The sequence below is a fragment of the Ornithinimicrobium pekingense DSM 21552 genome, assembly GCF_000421185.1.
Lineage (GTDB): Bacteria > Actinomycetota > Actinomycetes > Actinomycetales > Dermatophilaceae > Ornithinicoccus > Ornithinicoccus pekingensis.
This window is the reverse complement of the sequence record NZ_ATWJ01000009.1, coordinates 190,234-207,884: the sequence shown is the minus strand read 5'-3', so window position 1 is coordinate 207,884 and position 17,651 is coordinate 190,234. Positions and strand designations below refer to the sequence as shown.

At 72.0% G+C, this 17,651-nt stretch carries 16 protein-coding genes; 7 read left to right on the top strand and 9 right to left on the bottom strand.

The genetic code is table 11. The features are described 5' to 3' along the window. Positions 1-8: 8 nt before the first annotated feature. From K330_RS0108465 to K330_RS0108455, 3 genes are read left to right on the top strand one after another with little or no spacing between them, the layout of a single operon-like run. The gene (locus K330_RS0108465; protein ID WP_022921400.1) at positions 9-455 is read left to right on the top strand and encodes a DUF3040 domain-containing protein; all 447 of its coding nucleotides are present in this window, start codon (positions 9-11) and stop codon (positions 453-455) included. Further along, positions 422-1,072: an ECF RNA polymerase sigma factor SigK gene (gene sigK, locus K330_RS0108460; RefSeq protein WP_022921399.1), complete on the top strand. Its 651-nt coding sequence runs from the start codon at positions 422-424 to the stop codon at positions 1,070-1,072. Before K330_RS0108465 ends, sigK begins: the two co-directional genes overlap by 34 nt. After that, positions 1,069-1,845 (top strand): anti-sigma factor, encoded by a 777-nt coding sequence (locus tag K330_RS0108455; RefSeq protein WP_022921398.1) that lies wholly within the window; start codon positions 1,069-1,071, stop codon positions 1,843-1,845. Before sigK ends, K330_RS0108455 begins: the two co-directional genes overlap by 4 nt. 53 nt (positions 1,846-1,898) lie before the next feature. Here K330_RS0108455 and K330_RS24290 read toward each other — a convergent pair whose 3' ends face one another. From K330_RS24290 to K330_RS0108435, 4 genes are all read right to left on the bottom strand, one after another. Then, complete coding sequence (locus K330_RS24290; RefSeq protein WP_022921397.1) at positions 1,899-2,729, bottom strand: class F sortase; 831 nt, start codon at positions 2,727-2,729, stop codon at positions 1,899-1,901. A gap of 5 nt (positions 2,730-2,734) precedes the next feature. Next, entirely contained in the window at positions 2,735-3,493 is a 759-nt protein-coding gene (locus tag K330_RS0108445) for a CHRD domain-containing protein (protein ID WP_022921396.1), read from the bottom strand. 100 nt (positions 3,494-3,593) lie between these two features. Beyond that, on the bottom strand, positions 3,594-4,076 hold the full coding sequence (locus K330_RS0108440; RefSeq protein WP_029202475.1) for a DUF456 domain-containing protein: 483 nt from the start codon (positions 4,074-4,076) through the stop codon (positions 3,594-3,596). Between the two features lie 92 nt (positions 4,077-4,168). Beyond that, positions 4,169-4,384, bottom strand: a complete 216-nt coding sequence (locus K330_RS0108435; RefSeq protein WP_022921394.1) for a DUF7455 domain-containing protein — start codon at positions 4,382-4,384, stop codon at positions 4,169-4,171. 239 nt (positions 4,385-4,623) lie between these two features. On the opposite strand from K330_RS0108435, the gene K330_RS0108430 reads away from it, so the two are divergent. Beyond that, entirely contained in the window at positions 4,624-6,735 is a 2,112-nt protein-coding gene (locus K330_RS0108430) for a DNA gyrase/topoisomerase IV subunit B (protein ID WP_022921393.1), read from the top strand. 15 nt (positions 6,736-6,750) lie between these two features. Here the strand turns inward: K330_RS0108430 and K330_RS0108425 are convergent, their stop codons facing one another. From K330_RS0108425 to K330_RS0108415, 3 genes are read right to left on the bottom strand one after another with little or no spacing between them, the layout of a single operon-like run. Further along, positions 6,751-7,659, bottom strand: a complete 909-nt coding sequence (locus tag K330_RS0108425; protein WP_022921392.1) for a carbohydrate ABC transporter permease — start codon at positions 7,657-7,659, stop codon at positions 6,751-6,753. Next, positions 7,659-8,651 carry a carbohydrate ABC transporter permease gene (locus K330_RS0108420; RefSeq protein WP_022921391.1) on the bottom strand — a complete coding sequence of 331 codons (993 nt, stop codon included), beginning with the start codon at positions 8,649-8,651 and terminating at the stop codon, positions 7,659-7,661. Before K330_RS0108420 ends, K330_RS0108425 begins: the two co-directional genes overlap by 1 nt. Continuing rightward, positions 8,651-10,096: an ABC transporter substrate-binding protein gene (locus tag K330_RS0108415; protein ID WP_022921390.1), complete on the bottom strand. Its 1,446-nt coding sequence runs from the start codon at positions 10,094-10,096 to the stop codon at positions 8,651-8,653. Before K330_RS0108415 ends, K330_RS0108420 begins: the two co-directional genes overlap by 1 nt. Positions 10,097-10,336: 240 nt before the next feature. Between K330_RS0108415 and K330_RS20140 the strand changes: the two genes are divergently transcribed. From K330_RS20140 to K330_RS0108400, 3 genes are all read left to right on the top strand, one after another. Then, positions 10,337-12,739 (top strand): DEAD/DEAH box helicase, encoded by a 2,403-nt coding sequence (locus K330_RS20140; RefSeq protein WP_022921389.1) that lies wholly within the window; start codon positions 10,337-10,339, stop codon positions 12,737-12,739. A 155-nt stretch (positions 12,740-12,894) separates the two neighbouring features. Beyond that, a complete protein-coding gene (gdhA, locus tag K330_RS0108405; protein ID WP_022921388.1) occupies positions 12,895-14,256 on the top strand; it encodes an NADP-specific glutamate dehydrogenase in 1,362 nt (453 codons plus the stop codon). A 23-nt stretch (positions 14,257-14,279) separates the two neighbouring features. Next, the gene (locus K330_RS0108400) at positions 14,280-15,830 is read left to right on the top strand and encodes a phytoene desaturase family protein (RefSeq protein WP_022921387.1); all 1,551 of its coding nucleotides are present in this window, start codon (positions 14,280-14,282) and stop codon (positions 15,828-15,830) included. A 58-nt stretch (positions 15,831-15,888) separates the two neighbouring features. Here the strand turns inward: K330_RS0108400 and K330_RS0108395 are convergent, their stop codons facing one another. Beyond that, entirely contained in the window at positions 15,889-16,071 is a 183-nt protein-coding gene (locus K330_RS0108395; protein ID WP_022921386.1) for a methionine/alanine import family NSS transporter small subunit, read from the bottom strand. Continuing rightward, positions 16,068-17,624: a sodium-dependent transporter gene (locus K330_RS0108390; RefSeq protein WP_022921385.1), complete on the bottom strand. Its 1,557-nt coding sequence runs from the start codon at positions 17,622-17,624 to the stop codon at positions 16,068-16,070. Before K330_RS0108390 ends, K330_RS0108395 begins: the two co-directional genes overlap by 4 nt. Positions 17,625-17,651: the final 27 nt, after the last annotated feature.

Sequence of the window (17,651 nt, the reverse complement as noted above, 5' to 3'; positions counted from 1 at the left end):
GGTCACCCGTGCCGCTCTCCGAACACGAACAGCGTGTCCTGGCCCAGATGGAGAAGGCCCTCTACGCCGAGGACCCACGCCTGGCGAGCACGCTGAAGAGCACTGCGTCGGCGGCCGGGCACGGCCTCGACCGTCGCAGGGTCGCGATCGGCGTCCTCGGCGCCCTCGTCGGCCTCGCTCTCGTGGTCGTGGGTGTCATGTCGCAGCTGATCTGGGTCGGCGCGGCCGGCTTCCTGCTCATGGTCCTCGGCGGTGCCTGGGCCGCCAAGCCCCACGGGCGGCCGCACCTGGGAGTGGTCGGCTCCGAGGGCAGGCGCCCCGGGCCCGGCGGGCGCGGTGGCGGTGGCGGTGGGGGCGGCCGAGGGCCCAAGGGCCCGCGCCCCACCGGAGGCGGCAGCTTCATGGAGCGTATGGAGCAGCAGTGGGACAAGCGTCGGGAGCAGGGTCCCTCCTGACCCCTGACCCCACGCACCACCACGAGCCGGGCACAGCTGCCCGGCTCGCTGCTGTCCCGCCACCCGCCCGGAACGACCTCGCGGAGCTGCTGGCCCAGGTGGCGGAAGGTGACCAGGAGTCGTTCGCCGACCTCTACGACGCGATCGCCCCACGGGTCCACGGGCTCGCCCGCCGGGTCGTGCGCGACCCCGCCATGGCGGAGGAGGTCACCCAGGAGGTCTTCCTCCAGGTCTGGCGCGAGGCCCGGCGCTTCGACCCCTCCCGCGGGTCGGCCCTCTCCTGGTTGCTCACCCTGACCCATCGCCGGGCTGTCGACCGGGTGCGGGCCGAGCAGGCCCAATCCGACCGGCTCCACCGCTACGAATCACGCTCGAGCACGACCCCCTACGACACCACGGCGGAGCAGGCGACGCAGCGGCTCGAGGCGGGGCGCGTCCGTCGGGCGCTCGACGGCGTCGGCGAGCCCCACCGCAGCGCGCTGGAGCTGGCCTACCTCGAGGGCCTGACGCACCAGGAGGTCGCCGAGCGCACCGGTGTCCCGCTGGGCACCGCAAAGACCAGGATCAGGGACGGGCTGGGCAAGCTCAGGCACGCGATGACAGGAGGTGAGCGATGAACGACCGGCGAACGCACGAGCCGGGTGAGGACCTGCACGACCTCGCCGCGCCCTACGCCCTCGACGCCCTCGACGACGTCGAGCGCGAGCGTTTCGAGGAGCACCTGTCGGCGTGCGCCGCCTGCCGGGCGGAGGTCGCCGAGCTGCACGAGGCGGCGGTCGCCCTGTCCGAGGGAATCGAGGTCGCGCCCCCCGCCGACCTGCGCCGCAGGGTGCTGGAGCAGGTGGCGACGGAGGCCGGCGGCACCGGAGCCCGGGTGGGCGACGACAGCGTCGACGCGCCCGTCGAGGACGCGGAGCCGAGCACCACCAGCGGACCGGCCCGCCTGAGACGCCACCCTCGACGTACCTGGTGGCTGGCTGCGGCCGCCACGGTCGTCGTCGGCGCGGGTGCCTGGGGTGCTGTCGAGCTGCTGGGCCCCCAGGATCCCGCCACCCAGATCGTCCAGGCGCAGGACGCGCGGGAGTATGACGCGACCACCCCGGACGGGAACCTGACGGTCGTCGCCTCGGCCGCCGAGGACGCCGCGGTGCTGCGGCTGCCGGCCGAGCTGGACGCACCTCCTGGCGGGCAGGCCTACCAGGCCTGGTACGTCGGCAGCGACGGGTCGGCGCGCTCGGCCGGGGTGCTCGGGCCGGACGATCTCGAGGACGGCGAGACCGTGCTGGAGGGTGCGCTGACCGGTGCCGTCGCCGTCGCCGTCACGGTCGAGCCCGAGGGTGGCTCGCAGCAGCCGACGAGCGAGCCCTTCGTCGTCGTGCCCCTCGGCTGACAGCAGTGCCGGGCACCGTCGTCAGCGACGGGCCCGGCACGCGTGCGCGAGGGTCAGGAGTCCGCGGCGACCGCGCGCGCGTAGACCACCGTGTTGTCGACGTGGTGGCCGGTGGTGGTGTCGAACTCGCCGCCGCAGGTGATCAGCCGCAGCTCCGGTCCGGGGGTCGGGCCGTAGACCGCCACGGTGGGGAACGCGTCCTTGGGGTAGCTGTCGACGCGGTAGACCTCGAAGGCCACGGTGCTGCCGTCGGCCCGGTCCACCTCGACCCGGTCGCCCGGGACCAGGGCGCCCAGCTCGAAGAACACCGAGGGCCGACCGCCCGGGCCGGTCACGTGGCCCTCCAGCACCGAGGGGCCGGACTCACCGGGCGTCGGTGACCCGGAGTACCACGCGGCCTGGTCCACGAGCGCTCCCGAGGGCACCTCGAGGGTGCCGTCCGCCGCCAGGCCGAGGGCGTGCAGGGGGCTGTCCACCCCGATGGCGTCCACCCGGACGCTGACCGGCTCGGCCGCGGGAAGGGCGGCCATGGTCTCCGGTCCGACGTCCGCGCCCGGCGCGGTGGCCGACTGTGGCCCGGTCGTCAACGCTGTGCCCTCCGGGGCGGCCGTGCCCCGTGCTGCCGTGCCCGGTGCTGCAGTCTTCCCGGCGTCCGCGACCGGTGCTGCGGTCTCCCGTCCGGCCCGGTCCGCCGGACCGGTCTGGCCGCCGCGCCCCGCAGGTGCGTCGACGGCGGACGTGGCGCTCGCCGGTCGTGGCGGGTCCGGCACCTGCCGGTTTATAGCCACGACGACGAGCAGGACGCCCAGCACGAGGCAGACGACGGGGAGCAGCCCCAGGGCCGCGGGACGCACGGCCCCGCGGCCCTGATGCTTCGTGGTCACGCCGGTCAGCCCTCGGCGCGACGGTTGCGCAGGAGGAGACCCCCGATCCCGGCAGCCGCCAGCACAGCGCCACCCATGGCGAAGCCCGAGTACTCCATACCCTCGGTGCTCGCGCCGCCCGTCTGCACGCCGCCGCTGGGGGCGTCCATCTGGCCGACCGCGAGCTCGCCGCACAGCGCGGGGTCGGTGGCCTCGGTCGGCAGCGACGGGTCGAGGTCGGACATCTGCTCGCCGTCGTAGGCGCCGCTGCCGTCGTGGTCGACGCCGTGGACGACCACGACACCCTGCCCGTCGGCGATCTGGGCGGCCACCTCCTCGGACACCTCGATCGTGCGCTCGTAGGTGTAGGTCCCTGTCGCCGGGAAGTTCGCGACGTCCAGGGCGTGGTCGGGGCCGGTCATCCCGCCGTCGTTGGTGAGCGACACGGCCACGGCGCCGTAGGAGTCGGCGGCGTCGGTGGTGCGGATCGCCCCGTCGGGCCCGGTGCCCTCCATCATCGGGTCGGGGCAGCTGTTGGCCCCGCCGATGTGGATGTGCTGGGCGTGGGGAGCCCCGTCGAGCAGGCCCTGGACCTCGACCGAGAGCCACACGCTGGTGCCGTCGACCTTGGCCCAGGCGGTGCCGCTGCCGCCGCTGTCGTTGAGCTCGCCGAGCGTGGCCATCAGCTCGGTTCCGTGGTCGTCGGCGACCGCGGGGGCGGCCAGGAGGGGGAGGGCGACCAGCCCGGGGACGGCCATCGCGGCCAGCCTGGTGGAGAACTTCATGACACGGCTCCTCTCGTCGGCGGCAGGCCGGTCGGCCCGCCGTGGGTGTCGGGAGGACTTCGGCGCCGTGGCCGGCGCGGATTGCCGAATGTGACTCAGGTCACGTGAGGAAGAGGACCGCCACCGCCCAGACGGCGATGATCGTGAACGCCGTCGCCAGCTCGACGAGGATGTTGACGCCGACCGCCTTGAGGGCGTGGCCGGTGGCGCGCACGGCCTCCCGCCGGTCGCGGGTGCGGGCCAGAGACACCAGGAAGATCCCCACCGGGAAGCCGACGAACAGGCCGACCACCGGGATGACGAACGCCCCGACCACGGCCGCGGCGACGCCCGCCAGCAGCGTGCTGGTGCTCACCCCGGCACGCCGCATCCGCTTGCCCGGGACCAGCCACTGCAGCACCAGCCCGGCCAGGTAGAGGGCGACGACGACCGCCAGCACCACCCAGCCGGTCGTGGACCGCTCCTCCAGGGCCCACAGCAGCACCGCGCCGACGATGACGATGAGGCCGGGCAGCACGGGGACCACGATCCCGACCACGCCGAGGACCATCAGCAGCGCGACCACGATCTCCATCAGGCTCATGGCGGCTCAGTCTGCCAGCCCGCGGTGCCGCGAGACGACGACCGCCCGCCCACGCCGGGGCGCGGACGGGCGGTCGAAGTCGGTCGGCCGGCTCAGATGGCCGGGGACTCCTCCGCGTGCAGGCGGTGGGTCTCGTCGAGGATGTCGACGTCCTGCAGGTGGCGCAGCTTGTCGAGGTGCTCGCGGCCGTGGTGGGCGCAGAAGTGCAGCTCGAGGCCGTCACCGAGGCGGGCCCGGACGTAGGCCTGGGCACCACAACGGTCGCAGCGGTCAGAGGCGGTCAGCTCGGGGGTCAGGGTGGCGTTCACGGGCGGTCTCCTCTCCTGCCCAGTCCGGGGACGGCCCGGGCTGGTGCGTCACAGTCAAGCATGCCAACGCAGCCATACCCGGTCTTTGTGCCCGGAGTGCCCGAGGTTTCGCTCACCGCGTAGTCGGGAACAACTCCGCGGTCGGCTGGGGCCGCACGCCGTGCGCCTGCGGGGGAGTGTCCCCCGCGCGGGTTACCCTGCCGGGTGCAGACGATGACGACGAGTGGAGCGAGCAGCCCGTGAGCACCAGCACCGACTACTCCGCGCGGCACCTGCAGGTCCTCGAGGGCCTGGAGGCCGTCCGCAAGCGCCCGGGCATGTACATCGGGTCGACCGACAGCCGCGGCCTCATGCACTGCCTCTGGGAGATCATCGACAACGCCGTCGACGAGGCGCTCGGCGGGCACGGCGACCGGATCGACGTCGTCCTGCACGCGGACGGCTCGGTCGAGGTGCACGACCGTGCTCGCGGCATCCCCGTGGACATCGAGCCGCGCACCGGCCTGTCGGGTGTCGAGGTCGTCTTCACCAAGCTGCACGCCGGCGGCAAGTTCGGCGGCACCTCCTACGCCGCCTCCGGCGGCCTGCACGGCGTCGGCGCATCCGTCGTCAACGCGCTGTCCTCGCGGCTGGACGTCGAGGTCGACCGCGCGGGCAAGACCTACGGGATGAGCTTCCGGCGCGGCGAGCCCGGCACCTTCGACGACGGGCGCAGGGCGCCGTCGCCGGACGCGTCGTTCTCCCCCTTCGAGAGGAGCAGCGAGCTGGCGGTGGTCGGCAAGGCCAAGCGAGGCGTGACCGGCACCCGGGTCCGCTACTGGGCCGACCCCCAGATCTTCATCAAGAAGGCGCAGTTCGACTACGACGAGCTGGTCGCCCGCGCCCGCCAGACGGCCTTCCTCGTGCCCGGCCTGACGATGGTCATCCGCGACGAGCGCCGCCTGCCGGGCACCCCGGGCGAGGACGGCCCGCACGAGGAGGTCTTCAGCTACTCCGGAGGGATCACGGAGTATGCCGAGTACCTCGCCCCGGACACCGCCGTCACCGACGTGTGGCGGCTGCAGGGGTCGGGCAGCTTCACCGAGACCGTCCCCGTGCTCGACGAGCTGGGGCACATGGTCACCAGGGAGGTCGAGCGCGAGTGCGAGGTGGACGTCGCCGTCCGCTGGGGCACCGGCTACGACACGACCCTGCGCAGCTTCGTCAACATCATCACCACTCCCAAGGGCGGCACCCACCTCGCGGGCTTCGAGCAGTCGCTGATGAAGGTGTTCCGCAAGCAGCTCGAGCTCAACTCCCGGCGCCTCAAGGTCGGCAACGACAAGGTGGAGAAGGACGACATCACCGCGGGCCTCACCGCGGTCGTGACCGTCCGCCTGCCCGAGCCGCAGTTCGAGGGTCAGACCAAGGAGGTGCTGGGCACCAGCGCCGTCCGCTCCATCGTCTCCCGGGTGGTGGAGAAGGAGCTGACCGAGCGGCTCACCTCCAAGCACCGCGGGGACAAGGCGCAGGCCTCCCTGCTGCTGGACAAGGTCGTCGCCGAGATGAAGTCACGGATCTCGGCGCGGCTGCACAAGGAGACGCAGCGACGCAAGAACGCGCTGGAGTCCTCCTCGCTGCCGGCCAAGCTGGCCGACTGCCGCAGCAACGACGTCGCGCGCAGCGAGCTGTTCATCGTGGAGGGCGACAGCGCGCTGGGCACCGCCAAGCTGGCGCGCTCCAGCGACCACCAGGCACTGCTGCCCATCCGCGGCAAGATCCTCAACGTCCAGAAGGCCTCGGTCTCGGACATGCTGTCCAACGCCGAGTGCGCCGCGATCATCCAGGTGGTGGGGGCCGGGTCGGGGCGCTCGTTCGACCTCGACCTGGCCCGCTACGGCAAGGTCATCATCATGACCGACGCCGACGTCGACGGTGCCCACATCCGCACCCTGCTGCTGACCCTGTTCTTCCGCTACATGCGTCCGCTCGTCGAGGCCGGCCGCGTCTACGCCGCGATGCCGCCGCTGCACCGGATCGAGGTGTCCGGCGGCCGGGGCAAGGCCGGGCGCGAGTACATCTACACCTACACCGAGCCGGAGATGCGGCGGACGGTCGGGGAGCTGCAGCGCAAGGGCCGCACCATCAAGCAGCCGATGCAGCGATACAAGGGGCTGGGGGAGATGGACGCCGACCAGCTGGCCGAGACCACGATGGACCCGCGCCACCGCACCCTGCGCCGCATCACCCTGGCCGACGCCGCACGCGCCGACGGTGTCTTCGACCTCCTCATGGGCTCCAGCGTCGCCCCCCGCAAGGACTTCATCGTCGAGTCCGCCCACGAGCTGGACCGCGAGCGCATCGACGCCTGAGAGCCCTTCGACGGGTCAGCCCTTGGTGCCGCCGGTGGCGATGCCCGCCACGAAGTGCCGCTGGCCGATGAAGAACAGGATGATCATCGGCACGGTGGTGATGACGCTGGCCGTCACGATGATCTCCCAGCGGAACTCGCCGCCGGTGCCGAACTGGTCGACCAGGGCCTTCAGGCCGCGGGGGATGGTGAAGTTCTCCGAGCTGCGCAGGTAGATCAGCGGACGCATCAGGTCGGTCCAGGCGGCCTGGAACTCGAAGAGCAGGGTGACCACCAGCGCCGGGCGGCACAGCGGCAGGGCGATCCTCCAGAACATGGCCCAGTGCCCGGCGCCGTCGATCCTGGCCGCCTCGAAGAGCTCACGGGGCAGGCCGAGGAAGAACTGGCGCAGCAGGAAGATGTAGAAGGCGCTGCCGAAGAGGTTGGCCGCCCACAGCGGCGTCAGGGTGTCCACCTGGCCCAGGGAGTTCCAGATGAGGAAGACCGGGATCATCGTGACGGCGCCGGGCAGCATCATCGAGCCCAGGACCAGGGCGAACAGCAGGTTGCGCCCGCGGAAGCGGTAGTAGGCGAAGCCCCAGGCCACCATCGCGCTGGACAGCGTGACGGCGAGGGCGGCGAGCACCGTCACCAGCAGGGTGTTGCCCAGCCACAGCAGCATGGGGGCCTCCTGCCAGACCGCCACGTAGTTGCTGAAGGTGACGGTCTCGGGGATCAGCCGGTTGTCGAAGACGTCCGAGCGCGGCTTGAGCGAGGCGCTGACGAGCCAGACGAAGGGGTAGAGGAAGACGATGCTGAAGCCCACGAGCAGGGCGACCACGACCGCGCGGCCCACGCGGCTGCGCAGAGGTCTGCCCGGGCTGGGCTCGCGCGCCTCCGCGGCCAGGGTGCCGGGCAGGGTCGGGGCGGCTGGCTGCGACCCCATCACTGGTCCCCCTGGTAGAACACGAGCCGCTTGGAGACGTAGAGCTGGACCGCCGTGATCCCCATGATGACCACGAAGAGCACCCACGCCAGGGCCGAGGCGTAGCCCATCTGCAGGAACTCGAAGGCCTGGCGGAAGACGTGGATGACGTAGAACTCCGCGGCCTCGTTGCTGTAGGTCGTGTTGCCGACGCCGAAGAAGGCCGTGTACGCCTCCGTGAAGGACTGCAGGGCGGCGATCGTGTTGACGATGAAGACGAACAGCAGGGATCCGGAGATCATCGGCACGGTGACGCTCCACGTGCGGCGCAGGAACCCGGCGCCGTCCACCCGGGCCGCGTCGTAGAGCTCCTCGGGGACGTTGCGCAGCGCCGCCAGCAGGATGATGACCGAGCCGCCGACGCTGAGCAGGCTCATGAGGATCAGGCCCGGCTTGACCCAGGTCGGGTCGCTGGTCCAGTTGGGCCCGTCGATCCCCACCCACCCGAGGACGTCGTTGACCAGACCGTTCTGCCCGTTGAACAGGAACAGGAGCAGCACCCCGGTGGCCACCGGCGGGGTCATGTTGGGCAGGAAGAACACCGTCCGGAAGAAGCCGGACGCCCGCCCGGCCTGGTTGAGCAGCATCGCCAGCCCGAGGGAGACCACGACGTAGAGCGGTACCTGGAAGGCGGTGTAGAAGATCGTGTTGGCCATCGCCCGGCGTGCGTCGTCGTCCTGCGCGACGGCCCGGTAGTTGTCCAGACCGACGAACGACGGGTCGTTGATGACGTCGTAGTCGGTCAGCGACAGGTAGAAGGTGTAGCCCACGGGCCAGGCGGTGAAGACGAGGAAGCCGACGATCCACGGCGACAGGAAGAGCAGCGCCGGACGCAGGTCCCCGCGCCGCACCGACTCCGGGCGGGAGCGCCGCCGGCGGGCGCGCCCGGGTGGCGCGACCGGGTCCTCTTCCGCCGCGGAGGGTGGCACCGCCCGCCCGGTCCCGACGGCCATCAGCCGTCCTGCTCCTCGTCCCAGGCGGCCCAGCGCTCGTCGAGCGCCTCCTGGGCCTCCTCCTGGGCCTGCGACATCGCCTCCTGGGGCTCCTGCTGACCGTTGAGGACGCGGTTGACGGCGTCCTGCCACGCCTGCTTGAACTCCGCGTCGGCCGGGTTGGCCGGGAAGGCCACCGTGTTGTCGTTGGCCGCGTAGAGGACCTCGACCGCGTGGTCCCAGTTCTCCTCGCCGCTGGGCTGCACGAGCTCGTCCTGGATCTGCCGGTCGGCTTCCTGGTTGCCGGTCAGCAGGCCGGTGAACTGCAGCCCGGCCTCCTCGCGCGCCGTCGCGCGCGCCTCGGCCGCGGCCATCCAGCTCTCCGTCTCCACCATGGTCGTGGCGAAGGTGCACGCCGCCGCCGGGTTGGCGCTGCCGACCGGGATGGCCCAGGCAGCCCCGTTGGCGAAGGCGATCGGCTCGCCCTGCCGGCTGTAGACGGTGTCGAAGGCCATCGGTGCGTCGGCGGAGACCTCGTTGAGGACGTTGACGTACCACTGCTCCATCGGCATGGCCCCCAGCACGCCGGTGGCGAACTGGTTGGTGTCACCGAAGAAGTCGGGGATCTCCCGCGCCGCCTTGACGTCGCCGAAGCCCCCCTGCAGGTCGTAGATCGACACGGCCCACTCCAGCGCCTCGACCACCTCGGGGCTGTCCAGCGTCGCGGTGCGGCCGTCGTCGGAGATCATCGAGCCACCGTTGGCGTGCACCCACAGCGGGAGGAACTCGGGCAGCTTGCTGTCGTAGCCGATGACCTCGATCCGCCCCCCCTCCTCGACGAAGAGCTGCTCGGTCGCGGCGGTCACGTCCTCCCAGCTGGACCCGTTGACGTCCTCGACCGTCAGGCCCGCCTCGTCCAGGAGCTCCTGGTTGGCCATCGTCAGCTGCACGGTGTTGAACTCCGGTATGCCGTACACCTGGCCGTCGAAGGTCACCTGCGCGAGGGCGGACTCGACGAAGACCGACGTGTCGACGCCGCGCTGGGACAGGCACTCGGTCAGCGGCATGACCGCCCCCCGGGAGGCCAGGGTGCCGATCTGGGCGCGGTCGGCGTTGATGATGCCCGGCACGTCGCCGGAGGCCACGGAGGAGAGGAACTGCTGCATGTCGAGCTCACCCTCGATGAGCTGCACCTCGGTGTCGCCCAGCGCCTCCTCGGCGCGCTGGAGCCGCTGCTGGGCGATCTCGTCGTCGGCGGTGCCGAAGCCCATCACGGTCAGCGGCCCCTCGGCGGTGGCCGTCTCGGCGAAGTCGTCCGAGGACAACGGCTCGGCGGTGCCGCCGCCCGAGCCCTGCGCGCATCCGCTCACCGTCAGTGCCCCCGCCGCCACCAGCATCGCCGTCCTGCGCATCGCACCCAGCTCCTCTCCGGCACCGGTCGCTCCGGCCACCTTCTCGGAGGACACCACCGCTCCCGGGGAACCGCAACCCCAAGAGCCGCTTCGCCCTTTTGGGTGCACCTGCCCAGATGCTGTAGCCTTGAGAGACACCTGCGCCGCCCCGGCCGGGTGTTCACATCTCAGGACGATCCGATCCTGGGGTCCGCGGGCGCCTGTCTATGCGCGCCTGGAGGTAGGTCCGATCACGCCAGAGGGCGTCGAGGCGAGAACCGACCTCGATCAACCCGAAGAGTGAGCTGAGCCGTCATGGCCAAATCCGTCAGCGCCGGGCACCCCGGCAAGAAGTCCCGACACACCCCCGCCCAGAAGAAGGCCGCCCGCGAGGCCCGTGAGAAGCAGGCCCGCGCCCAGCTCAAGGGCCGGCGCCCGCGTCCCGAGGGCAGGTACTCCGACACCCGTGACCGGGGCGACGCGCCCGGTGGCCGGGGCGGCTACCCCCGCAGGGACGAGCGCGCGGACGACCGTGGCGGCTACCCGCGTCGGGATGACCGTGGTGGGTACCAGAAGCGCGATGACCGTGGTGGTTACCAGTCCCGCGACGACCGTGGTGGGTACCAGAAGCGGGACGACCGCGGTGGTTTCCAGGGCCGCGACGACCGCGGCTACCAGCGTCGTGACGACCGTGGTGGCTACCAGAAGCGGGACGACCGCGGTGGGTTCCAGGGCCGCGACGACCGCGGCTACCAGCGTCGTGACGACCGTGGTGGCTACCAGAAGCGCGATGACCGTGGTGGCTACCAGGGCCGCGACGACCGTGGTGGATACCAGCGTCGTGATGACCGCGGGGGCTACCAGCGTCGTGACGACCGTGGCGGCTACCAGCGCCGCAATGACCGCCGTGACGACCGCGGTGGCTTCCAGCGTGGCGACGACCGGCCCGCCCGCCCCCGCTGGGCCGACGAGGACCGCAGCGACTGGCGTCAGGAGCGCCGTGACCGTGAGGTGCGCGAGCAGCGGCAGCAGGGCAGCCGCAGCGAGCACACCTGGCGCACCCACCGCGACGAGCGTGACGGCCGTGAGGCACGCCGGGGCCACCACGAGGGCCGCGGCTGGGAGGACCGTCGCCACCGCGGTGACCGCTTCGACGACCGCCGCAGCACCGGTGGGTTCGACCGCCGCAACCGCGGCGCCGACCTCGCCCCCGACGGCGAGCAGGAGCGCGAGGCGGCGGAGGCCGCATACCAGGAGCACCTGGCGAGCAGCACCAAGGAGGACGCGACCGCCACGGTGACCGAGGACAACGGCTTCGCGCGGCTCGGGCTGCACGAGGACCTCGTCTCGGCGCTGGCCCGCACCGGCATCACGCAGCCGTTCCCCATCCAGGCGGCCACGATCCCCGACGCGCTCGCGGGCAAGGACCTGCTCGGCCGCGGGCAGACCGGCTCGGGCAAGACGATGGCCTTCGGCCTGCCGATGCTGCACCGTCTGGCCGGGCGCCCCCGCGCCGTTCCGCACCGCCCGCGCGCGCTCATCATGACGCCGACGCGCGAGCTGGCGATGCAGATCGTCGACGCGCTCGCCCCACTCATGCGCGCCATCGACAAGCGCTTCCTGCTCGTCGCCGGCGGTATGTCGTACACGCCGCAGCTCGCCGGGCTGGAGCGTGGTGTCGACGTGCTGGTCGCGACCCCGGGCCGGCTCATCGACCTCATCGAGCGCTCGGCCGCCGACCTCTCCGACGTCGAGGTCACCGTGCTCGACGAGGCCGACCACATGGCCGAGATGGGCTTCGCCGAGGCGATGAAGCAGATCCTCGACCTCACCCCCACGGACGGGCAGCGACTGCTGTTCTCCGCCACGCTGGACCACGGCGTGGACCAGCTCGCCGCGGCCTACCTCAGCGACCCCGTCACGCACTCGACCAACGACGTGGCGGCCTCGGTCGACACGATGGAGCACCACGTCTTCCTCGTGCACCCGCACCACAAGAAGCCGATCACCGCGGCCATCGCCAACCGGCCGGGCCGCACCGTGGTGTTCTGCCGTACCAAGCTCGGCGCCGACCGGGTCGCGCTGCAGCTGCGCGACTCCGGCGTCTTCGCCGCGGCGCTGCACGGCGGGCTCAACCAGGCCCAGCGCACCCGGGTGCTCGACGCCTTCAAGAAGGGCAGCCTGCCGGTGCTCGTCGCCACCGACGTCGCCGCCCGCGGCATCCACGTCGACGACGTCTCGCTGGTGCTGCAGGTCGACCCGCCCGCCGACCACAAGGACTACCTGCACCGCTCGGGCCGCACCGCCCGCGCCGGTGACGAGGGCGTCGTGGTCACCCTGGCGCTGCCGCACCAGAAGAAGCAGGTGGGCCGCCTCCTCGACGCCGCCGGCGTGCAGACCGACCCGCAGGTGGTCGCTCCCGAGGACGTCGCGGTCATCGAGACCGCCGGCGGCTCGGTGCCCGAGGCCGACCCGATCCCGCAGAGCCAGCTCGACGACATCCTGCGTCCCCCGCGCCCGCAGGGCCGGGGCGGTCGCGGCCGGTATGGCGACCGCGACAGCAGGGGTGGCCGTGGCGGCTACGGCGGCGGTCGCGGCGGTCAGCGCTCCGGCTCCCGCGACGGCGGGGACCGTCGGGGCGGCCCCTCGCGCCGTCCCCGCCGCGACCCCGACGCCCCGGCCCGCGACACGCGGCCGGACTGGCGCCCCCGCGGCTGACCGTCCCGCGGGCGGCCCGGACGTCCCCGGGCCGCCCGGCGCGCGGAGCTCCCTGCCGCACGGCATACCTATGCAGGACAAGGCATAAGATGTGCCGGGCGGTGGCGCACCGCAGCCACGGCGCCCCGCCGGACCAACCCCCCACCGGAGGCAGTATGACGACGCCCGCGACCACGATCGACCGCGCCCTGCAGCACGTCTACAAGGAGGTGCTGCGCCGCAACCCGGGGGAGCACGAGTTCCACCAGGCGGTCGAGGAGGTGCTCGGCAGCCTGGGGCCCGTCGTCAAGCGGCACCCGCACTACCTCGCCGAGCGGGTCATCGAGCGGCTCTGCGAACCCGAGCGGCAGATCATCTTCCGGGTCCCGTGGACCGACGACGCGGGCCAGGTGCAGATCAACCGCGGCTTCCGCGTCGAGTACTCCTCGGTCCTCGGCCCCTACAAGGGCGGCCTGCGCTTCCACCCCAGCGTCCTGCTGGGGACGGTCAAGTTCCTCGGGTTCGAGCAGATCTTCAAGAACGCGCTGACCGGGCTGCCCATCGGCGGCGGCAAGGGCGGCTCGGACTTCGACCCCAAGGGTCGCTCGGACGCCGAGGTCATGCGCTTCTGCCAGTCGTTCATGACCGAGCTCTACCGCCACCTGGGGGAGTACACCGACGTCCCCGCCGGCGACATCGGCGTCGGCGGCCGGGAGATCGGCTACCTCTTCGGCCAGTACAAGCGCATCACCAACCGCTACGAGGCCGGAGTCATCACCGGCAAGGGCCTGGCGTGGGGCGGCTCGCGCGCCCGCACCGAGGCGACCGGCTACGGCACCGTCTACTTCGCGAACGAGATGGCGCGTCACGTCGGGCGCTCGCTCGACGGTCAGCGCGTCGTCGTCTCCGGCTCGGGCAACGTGGCGATCTACGCCATCGAGAAGGTCACCGAGTTCGGCGGGACGGTCGTGGCCGCCTCCGACTCCTCGGGGTATGTCGTGGACGAGGCCGGGATCGACCTCGACCTGCTCAAGGACCTCAAGGAGGTCCGCCGCGAGCGCATCTCCCGCTACGCCGAGGAGAAGGGCGGGGACGTCCGCTTCGTCGAGGGCGGGAACATCTGGGACGTCCCCTGCGAGGTGGCCCTGCCCTGCGCGACCCAGAACGAGCTCGACGAGGAGGCCGCCACCACGCTGGTGCGCAACGGCACCCACATCGTGGCCGAGGGCGCCAACATGCCGTGCACTCCGGGTGCGGTCCGCGTCTTCCAGGAGGCCGACGTGCTCTTCGGGCCGGGCAAGGCGGTCAACGCCGGCGGCGTGGCGACGTCCGCGCTGGAGATGCAGCAGAACGCCTCCCGCGACAGCTGGTCCTTCGAGCACACCGACGAGCGGCTCGGGGAGATCATGCGCAACATCCACGAGAGCGTCGTCACCACCGCCGAGGACTACGGCCGGCCCGGCGACTACGTCTTCGGCGCCAACGCCGCCGGGTTCACCGCCGTGGCCGATGCGATGCTGGCGATGGGCGTCATCTAGGCGGTCGCCTAGGATCGTCGTCCATGACGACGACCTCCCACGACGTGGTGGTGGTCGGTGGCGGCCACAACGGCCTCACCGCAGCCGCCTACCTGGCCCGCGCCGGGCGCTCGGTGCTGCTGCTGGAGCGCCAGGACGCGCTCGGCGGCGCGACCGTCTCGGCAGAGGCGTTCCCCGGGATGGGCGCGCGGCTGTCGCGCTACAGCTACCTGGTCAGCCTGCTGCCCTCGCGGGTGGTCGAGGACCTCGGCCTGTCGCTGCGCCTGGCGCGGCGCCGGTACTCCTCCTACACCCCGGTGCCGGGTGACACCGGGGTCGGGCTGCTCGTGGACAACGAGGACGCCGAGGCGACCGCGCGGTCCTTCGCCGCCGTGGGTGCCGCCGCCGACGCCCCGCGCTGGACGGAGTTCTACGCGCGGACCGGTGAGCTGGCGCGGGCGATCTGGCCCACGGTGACCGACCCGCTGCTGCGGCGCTCGGAGGTCCTGGAGCGGGTCGGTGACCCTGCGCTGGTCCGCGACTTCCTCGACCGGCCGCTGGGCGAGGTGGTCGAGGCGACGTTCACCGACGACCTGGTCCGCGGGGTCGTCCTCACCGATGGGCTGATCTCGACCTTCGCCTCCCCGCACGAGGCCGACCTGCGGCACAACGTCTGCTTCCTCTACCACGTCATGGGCGGCGGCACGGGGGACTGGGACGTCCCGATCGGGGGTATGGGGCAGGTGTCCGGCCAGCTCGCCGAGGCCGCCCGCGGGGCCGGGGTGGACCTGCGCACGCGCGCGGCGGTCACCGGCGTCGAGGACGGGGCCGTCACCTGGGAGGACGCCGAGGGCGCTGTCCACCGCGCCACGGCGGGCCACGTCCTGTGGGCGGCCGCTCCCACGGTGCTCGACGACCTCGCGGGCCGGGAGCACGAGCGCGTCGAGGGCGCGCAGGTGAAGGTCAACCTGCTCCTGTCCCGCCTGCCGCGTCTACGGGACACCACGGTCGACCCGGCCGCGGCCTTCGGCGGGACCTTTCACATCAACGAGACCTACTCCCAGCTGGCGACGGCGCACGAGGCCGCCGTGTCCGGCCGGGTGCCGGAGCCGATGCCGGCCGAGATCTACTGCCACTCCCTGTCCGACCCCTCGATCCTCTCGCCGCAGCTGCGTGCGGCGGGGGCGCACACGCTGACGGTCTTCACCCTGCAGACGCCCGACCGGCTGCTGGACGGGGCCGACCCGACGATGCGCGACCGCCTGGAGCGTGCGGTGCTCGACTCGCTCAGCTCGGTGCTCGCCGAGCCGGTCGAGGACGTCCTGCTGCGCGACCCCGACGGCGGTCCCTGCGTGGAGACGAAGACCACGCGAGACCTCGAGGCGACGCTCGCGATGCCGGGCGGCAACATCTTCCACGCCCCGCTGACCTGGCCCTGGGCCGACGACGACGCCCCGCTCGACACGCCCGCGCGCCGGTGGGGCGTGGACACCGCATACCCGGGGGTGCTCCTGGCGGGGGCCGGCTCGCGGCGCGGCGGCGGCGTGAGCGCGCTGGGCGGCTACCACGCCGCCCGCGCGGTGCTCGAGTCCTGACGCGACGAGGGGGCGCTCCCTGCGCGGGAGCGCCCCCTCGGGGCCGGCCGGCGACCGGTCAGGTGTCGCGGTAGGGGTGCGGCTGCTGGAACCGCTCCTCGTCGTCGCGGACCAGGTCGGGGTCCTCGTGCGGGCCGCCCACGACCTCGGGCCGGCTGCGCAGGTAGAGGATCGCGGCGACCAGGCCGCCCCAGACGACGACCATGGCGACGATCATCATGACGACTGACGTGGTGCTCATGAGCGGTGCTCCTCCTCGAGGGCGGGCCACGGCCGGAAGTCAGGTTCGTCCCGGCCCTTCCAGGGTAGGGCAGCCAGCACCACGGCCATGACGCTGACGAAGGCGATCGTGCCCCAGCCGAACACGCCGATGTACCACGCGGGCAGGCCCTCGTAGCCGTCCTGGATGAGCGAGACCAGCTTCTGGCCGAGCATCACCAGCAGGAAGACGGGCGAGACGATGCCGAGCAGGGCCAGCCACCAGCGGCCGAGCGGGAAGGTCGACACGGCGTTGAGGTGGCTGCGCAGCAGCTCGCCCTTGCGCACCACCCAGACGACGAGCACCGTCATGAGGATCGCCGAGAGCACGATGCCCACGTTGTTGGCGAACTGGTCGACGGTGTCCAGGGCCAGCAGGCCGGAGGTGGTGGAGAACAGGCCGATGGAGATGACCGCGCAGACCGCCGACACCGAGATCGCCGCCGCCCGGCGCGACAGCCCGAACTTCTCCTGCACCGTCGCCGCGACGCCGAGCAGGATCGAGATGAGCGAGGTGAAGCCGGCCATCACCAGGGAGGCGAAGAAGACGATCCCGAAGATGTTGCCGCCGGGCATCTGGGAGATCACCGCGGGGAAGGTGACGAAGGACAGGATCGGGCCGGTCAGCCCCTCCAGCTCGTCGATCGCCACGTTCTGCTGGAAGGCCAGGAAGCCCAGCGTGGCGAAGACGCCGATCCCGGCGAGCAGCTCGAAGGAGGAGTTGGCGAAGGCCACCACCAGTCCCGAGCTCGTCATGTTGGCCTTGCGCCGCTGGTAGGAGGCGTAGGTCACCATGATGCCGAAGGCGATCGACAGCGAGAAGAAGATCTGGCTGTAGGCCGCGATCCACACGCTCAGGTCGGTCAGCGCGCCCCAGTCGGGGGTGAAGAAGGCGTCGAGCCCGTCCATCGCCCCGTCCAGGGTGAGCGCGCGCACCACCAGGCCCGCGAAGGCGACGGCCAGCAGCGGGATGAAGACCATGTTGACCTTCTGCACGCCGTTGGCCACGCCCAGCGCCAGGATGACGAGCACGGCCAGCCAGACGAGGACCAGGGGGATCGCCACCGCGGAGACGATCGTGGTCGAGACCTCCGGGTCACCCACCTGCAGGTACTCGCCGACGAAGAACCCGGCGGTGTCCTCACCCCAGCGCAGGTCGAAGGCGAAGACGAAGTAGCTCAGCGACCACGCGATCACCGCGGCGTAGTAGACCGAGATGACGAAGGAGAGCATGATCTGGAACCAGCCGAGGGGCTCCATACCCTTGCGCATGCGGCGGTAGGCCAGCGGGGCCGCGCCCCGGTAGCGGTGACCGATGGCGTAGTCGAGGAACAGGATCGGGATGCCGGCCGTCAGGAGGGCGACGAGGTAGGGGATGAGGAAGGCCCCGCCCCCGCTCTCGTAGGCGACGCCGGGGAACCGCCAGATGTTGCCGAGTCCGACCGCCGACCCGATCGCGGCGAGGATGAACCCGGTGTTGTGGGTCCACGTCTCGCGCTGCTCGGGAGCGACGCGGCCAGGTGATGTCTCTGCCACGACGAGCCTCCTCGTGAGTGTGCGGTA

Excerpts from the sequence above, each read along its gene's own strand:
- K330_RS0108455 (WP_022921398.1), top strand. The coding sequence starts at position 1,069 with ATGAACGACCGGCGAACGCACGAGCCGGGTGAGGACCTGCACGACCTC.
- K330_RS0108445 (WP_022921396.1), bottom strand. The coding sequence starts at position 3,493 with ATGAAGTTCTCCACCAGGCTGGCCGCGATGGCCGTCCCCGGGCTGGTC.
- K330_RS0108440 (WP_029202475.1), bottom strand. The coding sequence starts at position 4,076 with ATGAGCCTGATGGAGATCGTGGTCGCGCTGCTGATGGTCCTCGGCGTG.
- K330_RS0108425 (WP_022921392.1), bottom strand. The coding sequence starts at position 7,659 with ATGGGGTCGCAGCCAGCCGCCCCGACCCTGCCCGGCACCCTGGCCGCG.
- K330_RS0108420 (WP_022921391.1), bottom strand. The coding sequence starts at position 8,651 with ATGGCCGTCGGGACCGGGCGGGCGGTGCCACCCTCCGCGGCGGAAGAG.
- K330_RS20140 (WP_022921389.1), top strand. The coding sequence starts at position 10,337 with ATGGCCAAATCCGTCAGCGCCGGGCACCCCGGCAAGAAGTCCCGACAC.
- gdhA (WP_022921388.1), top strand. The coding sequence starts at position 12,895 with ATGACGACGCCCGCGACCACGATCGACCGCGCCCTGCAGCACGTCTAC.
- K330_RS0108400 (WP_022921387.1), top strand. The coding sequence starts at position 14,280 with ATGACGACGACCTCCCACGACGTGGTGGTGGTCGGTGGCGGCCACAAC.
- K330_RS0108395 (WP_022921386.1), bottom strand. The coding sequence starts at position 16,071 with ATGAGCACCACGTCAGTCGTCATGATGATCGTCGCCATGGTCGTCGTC.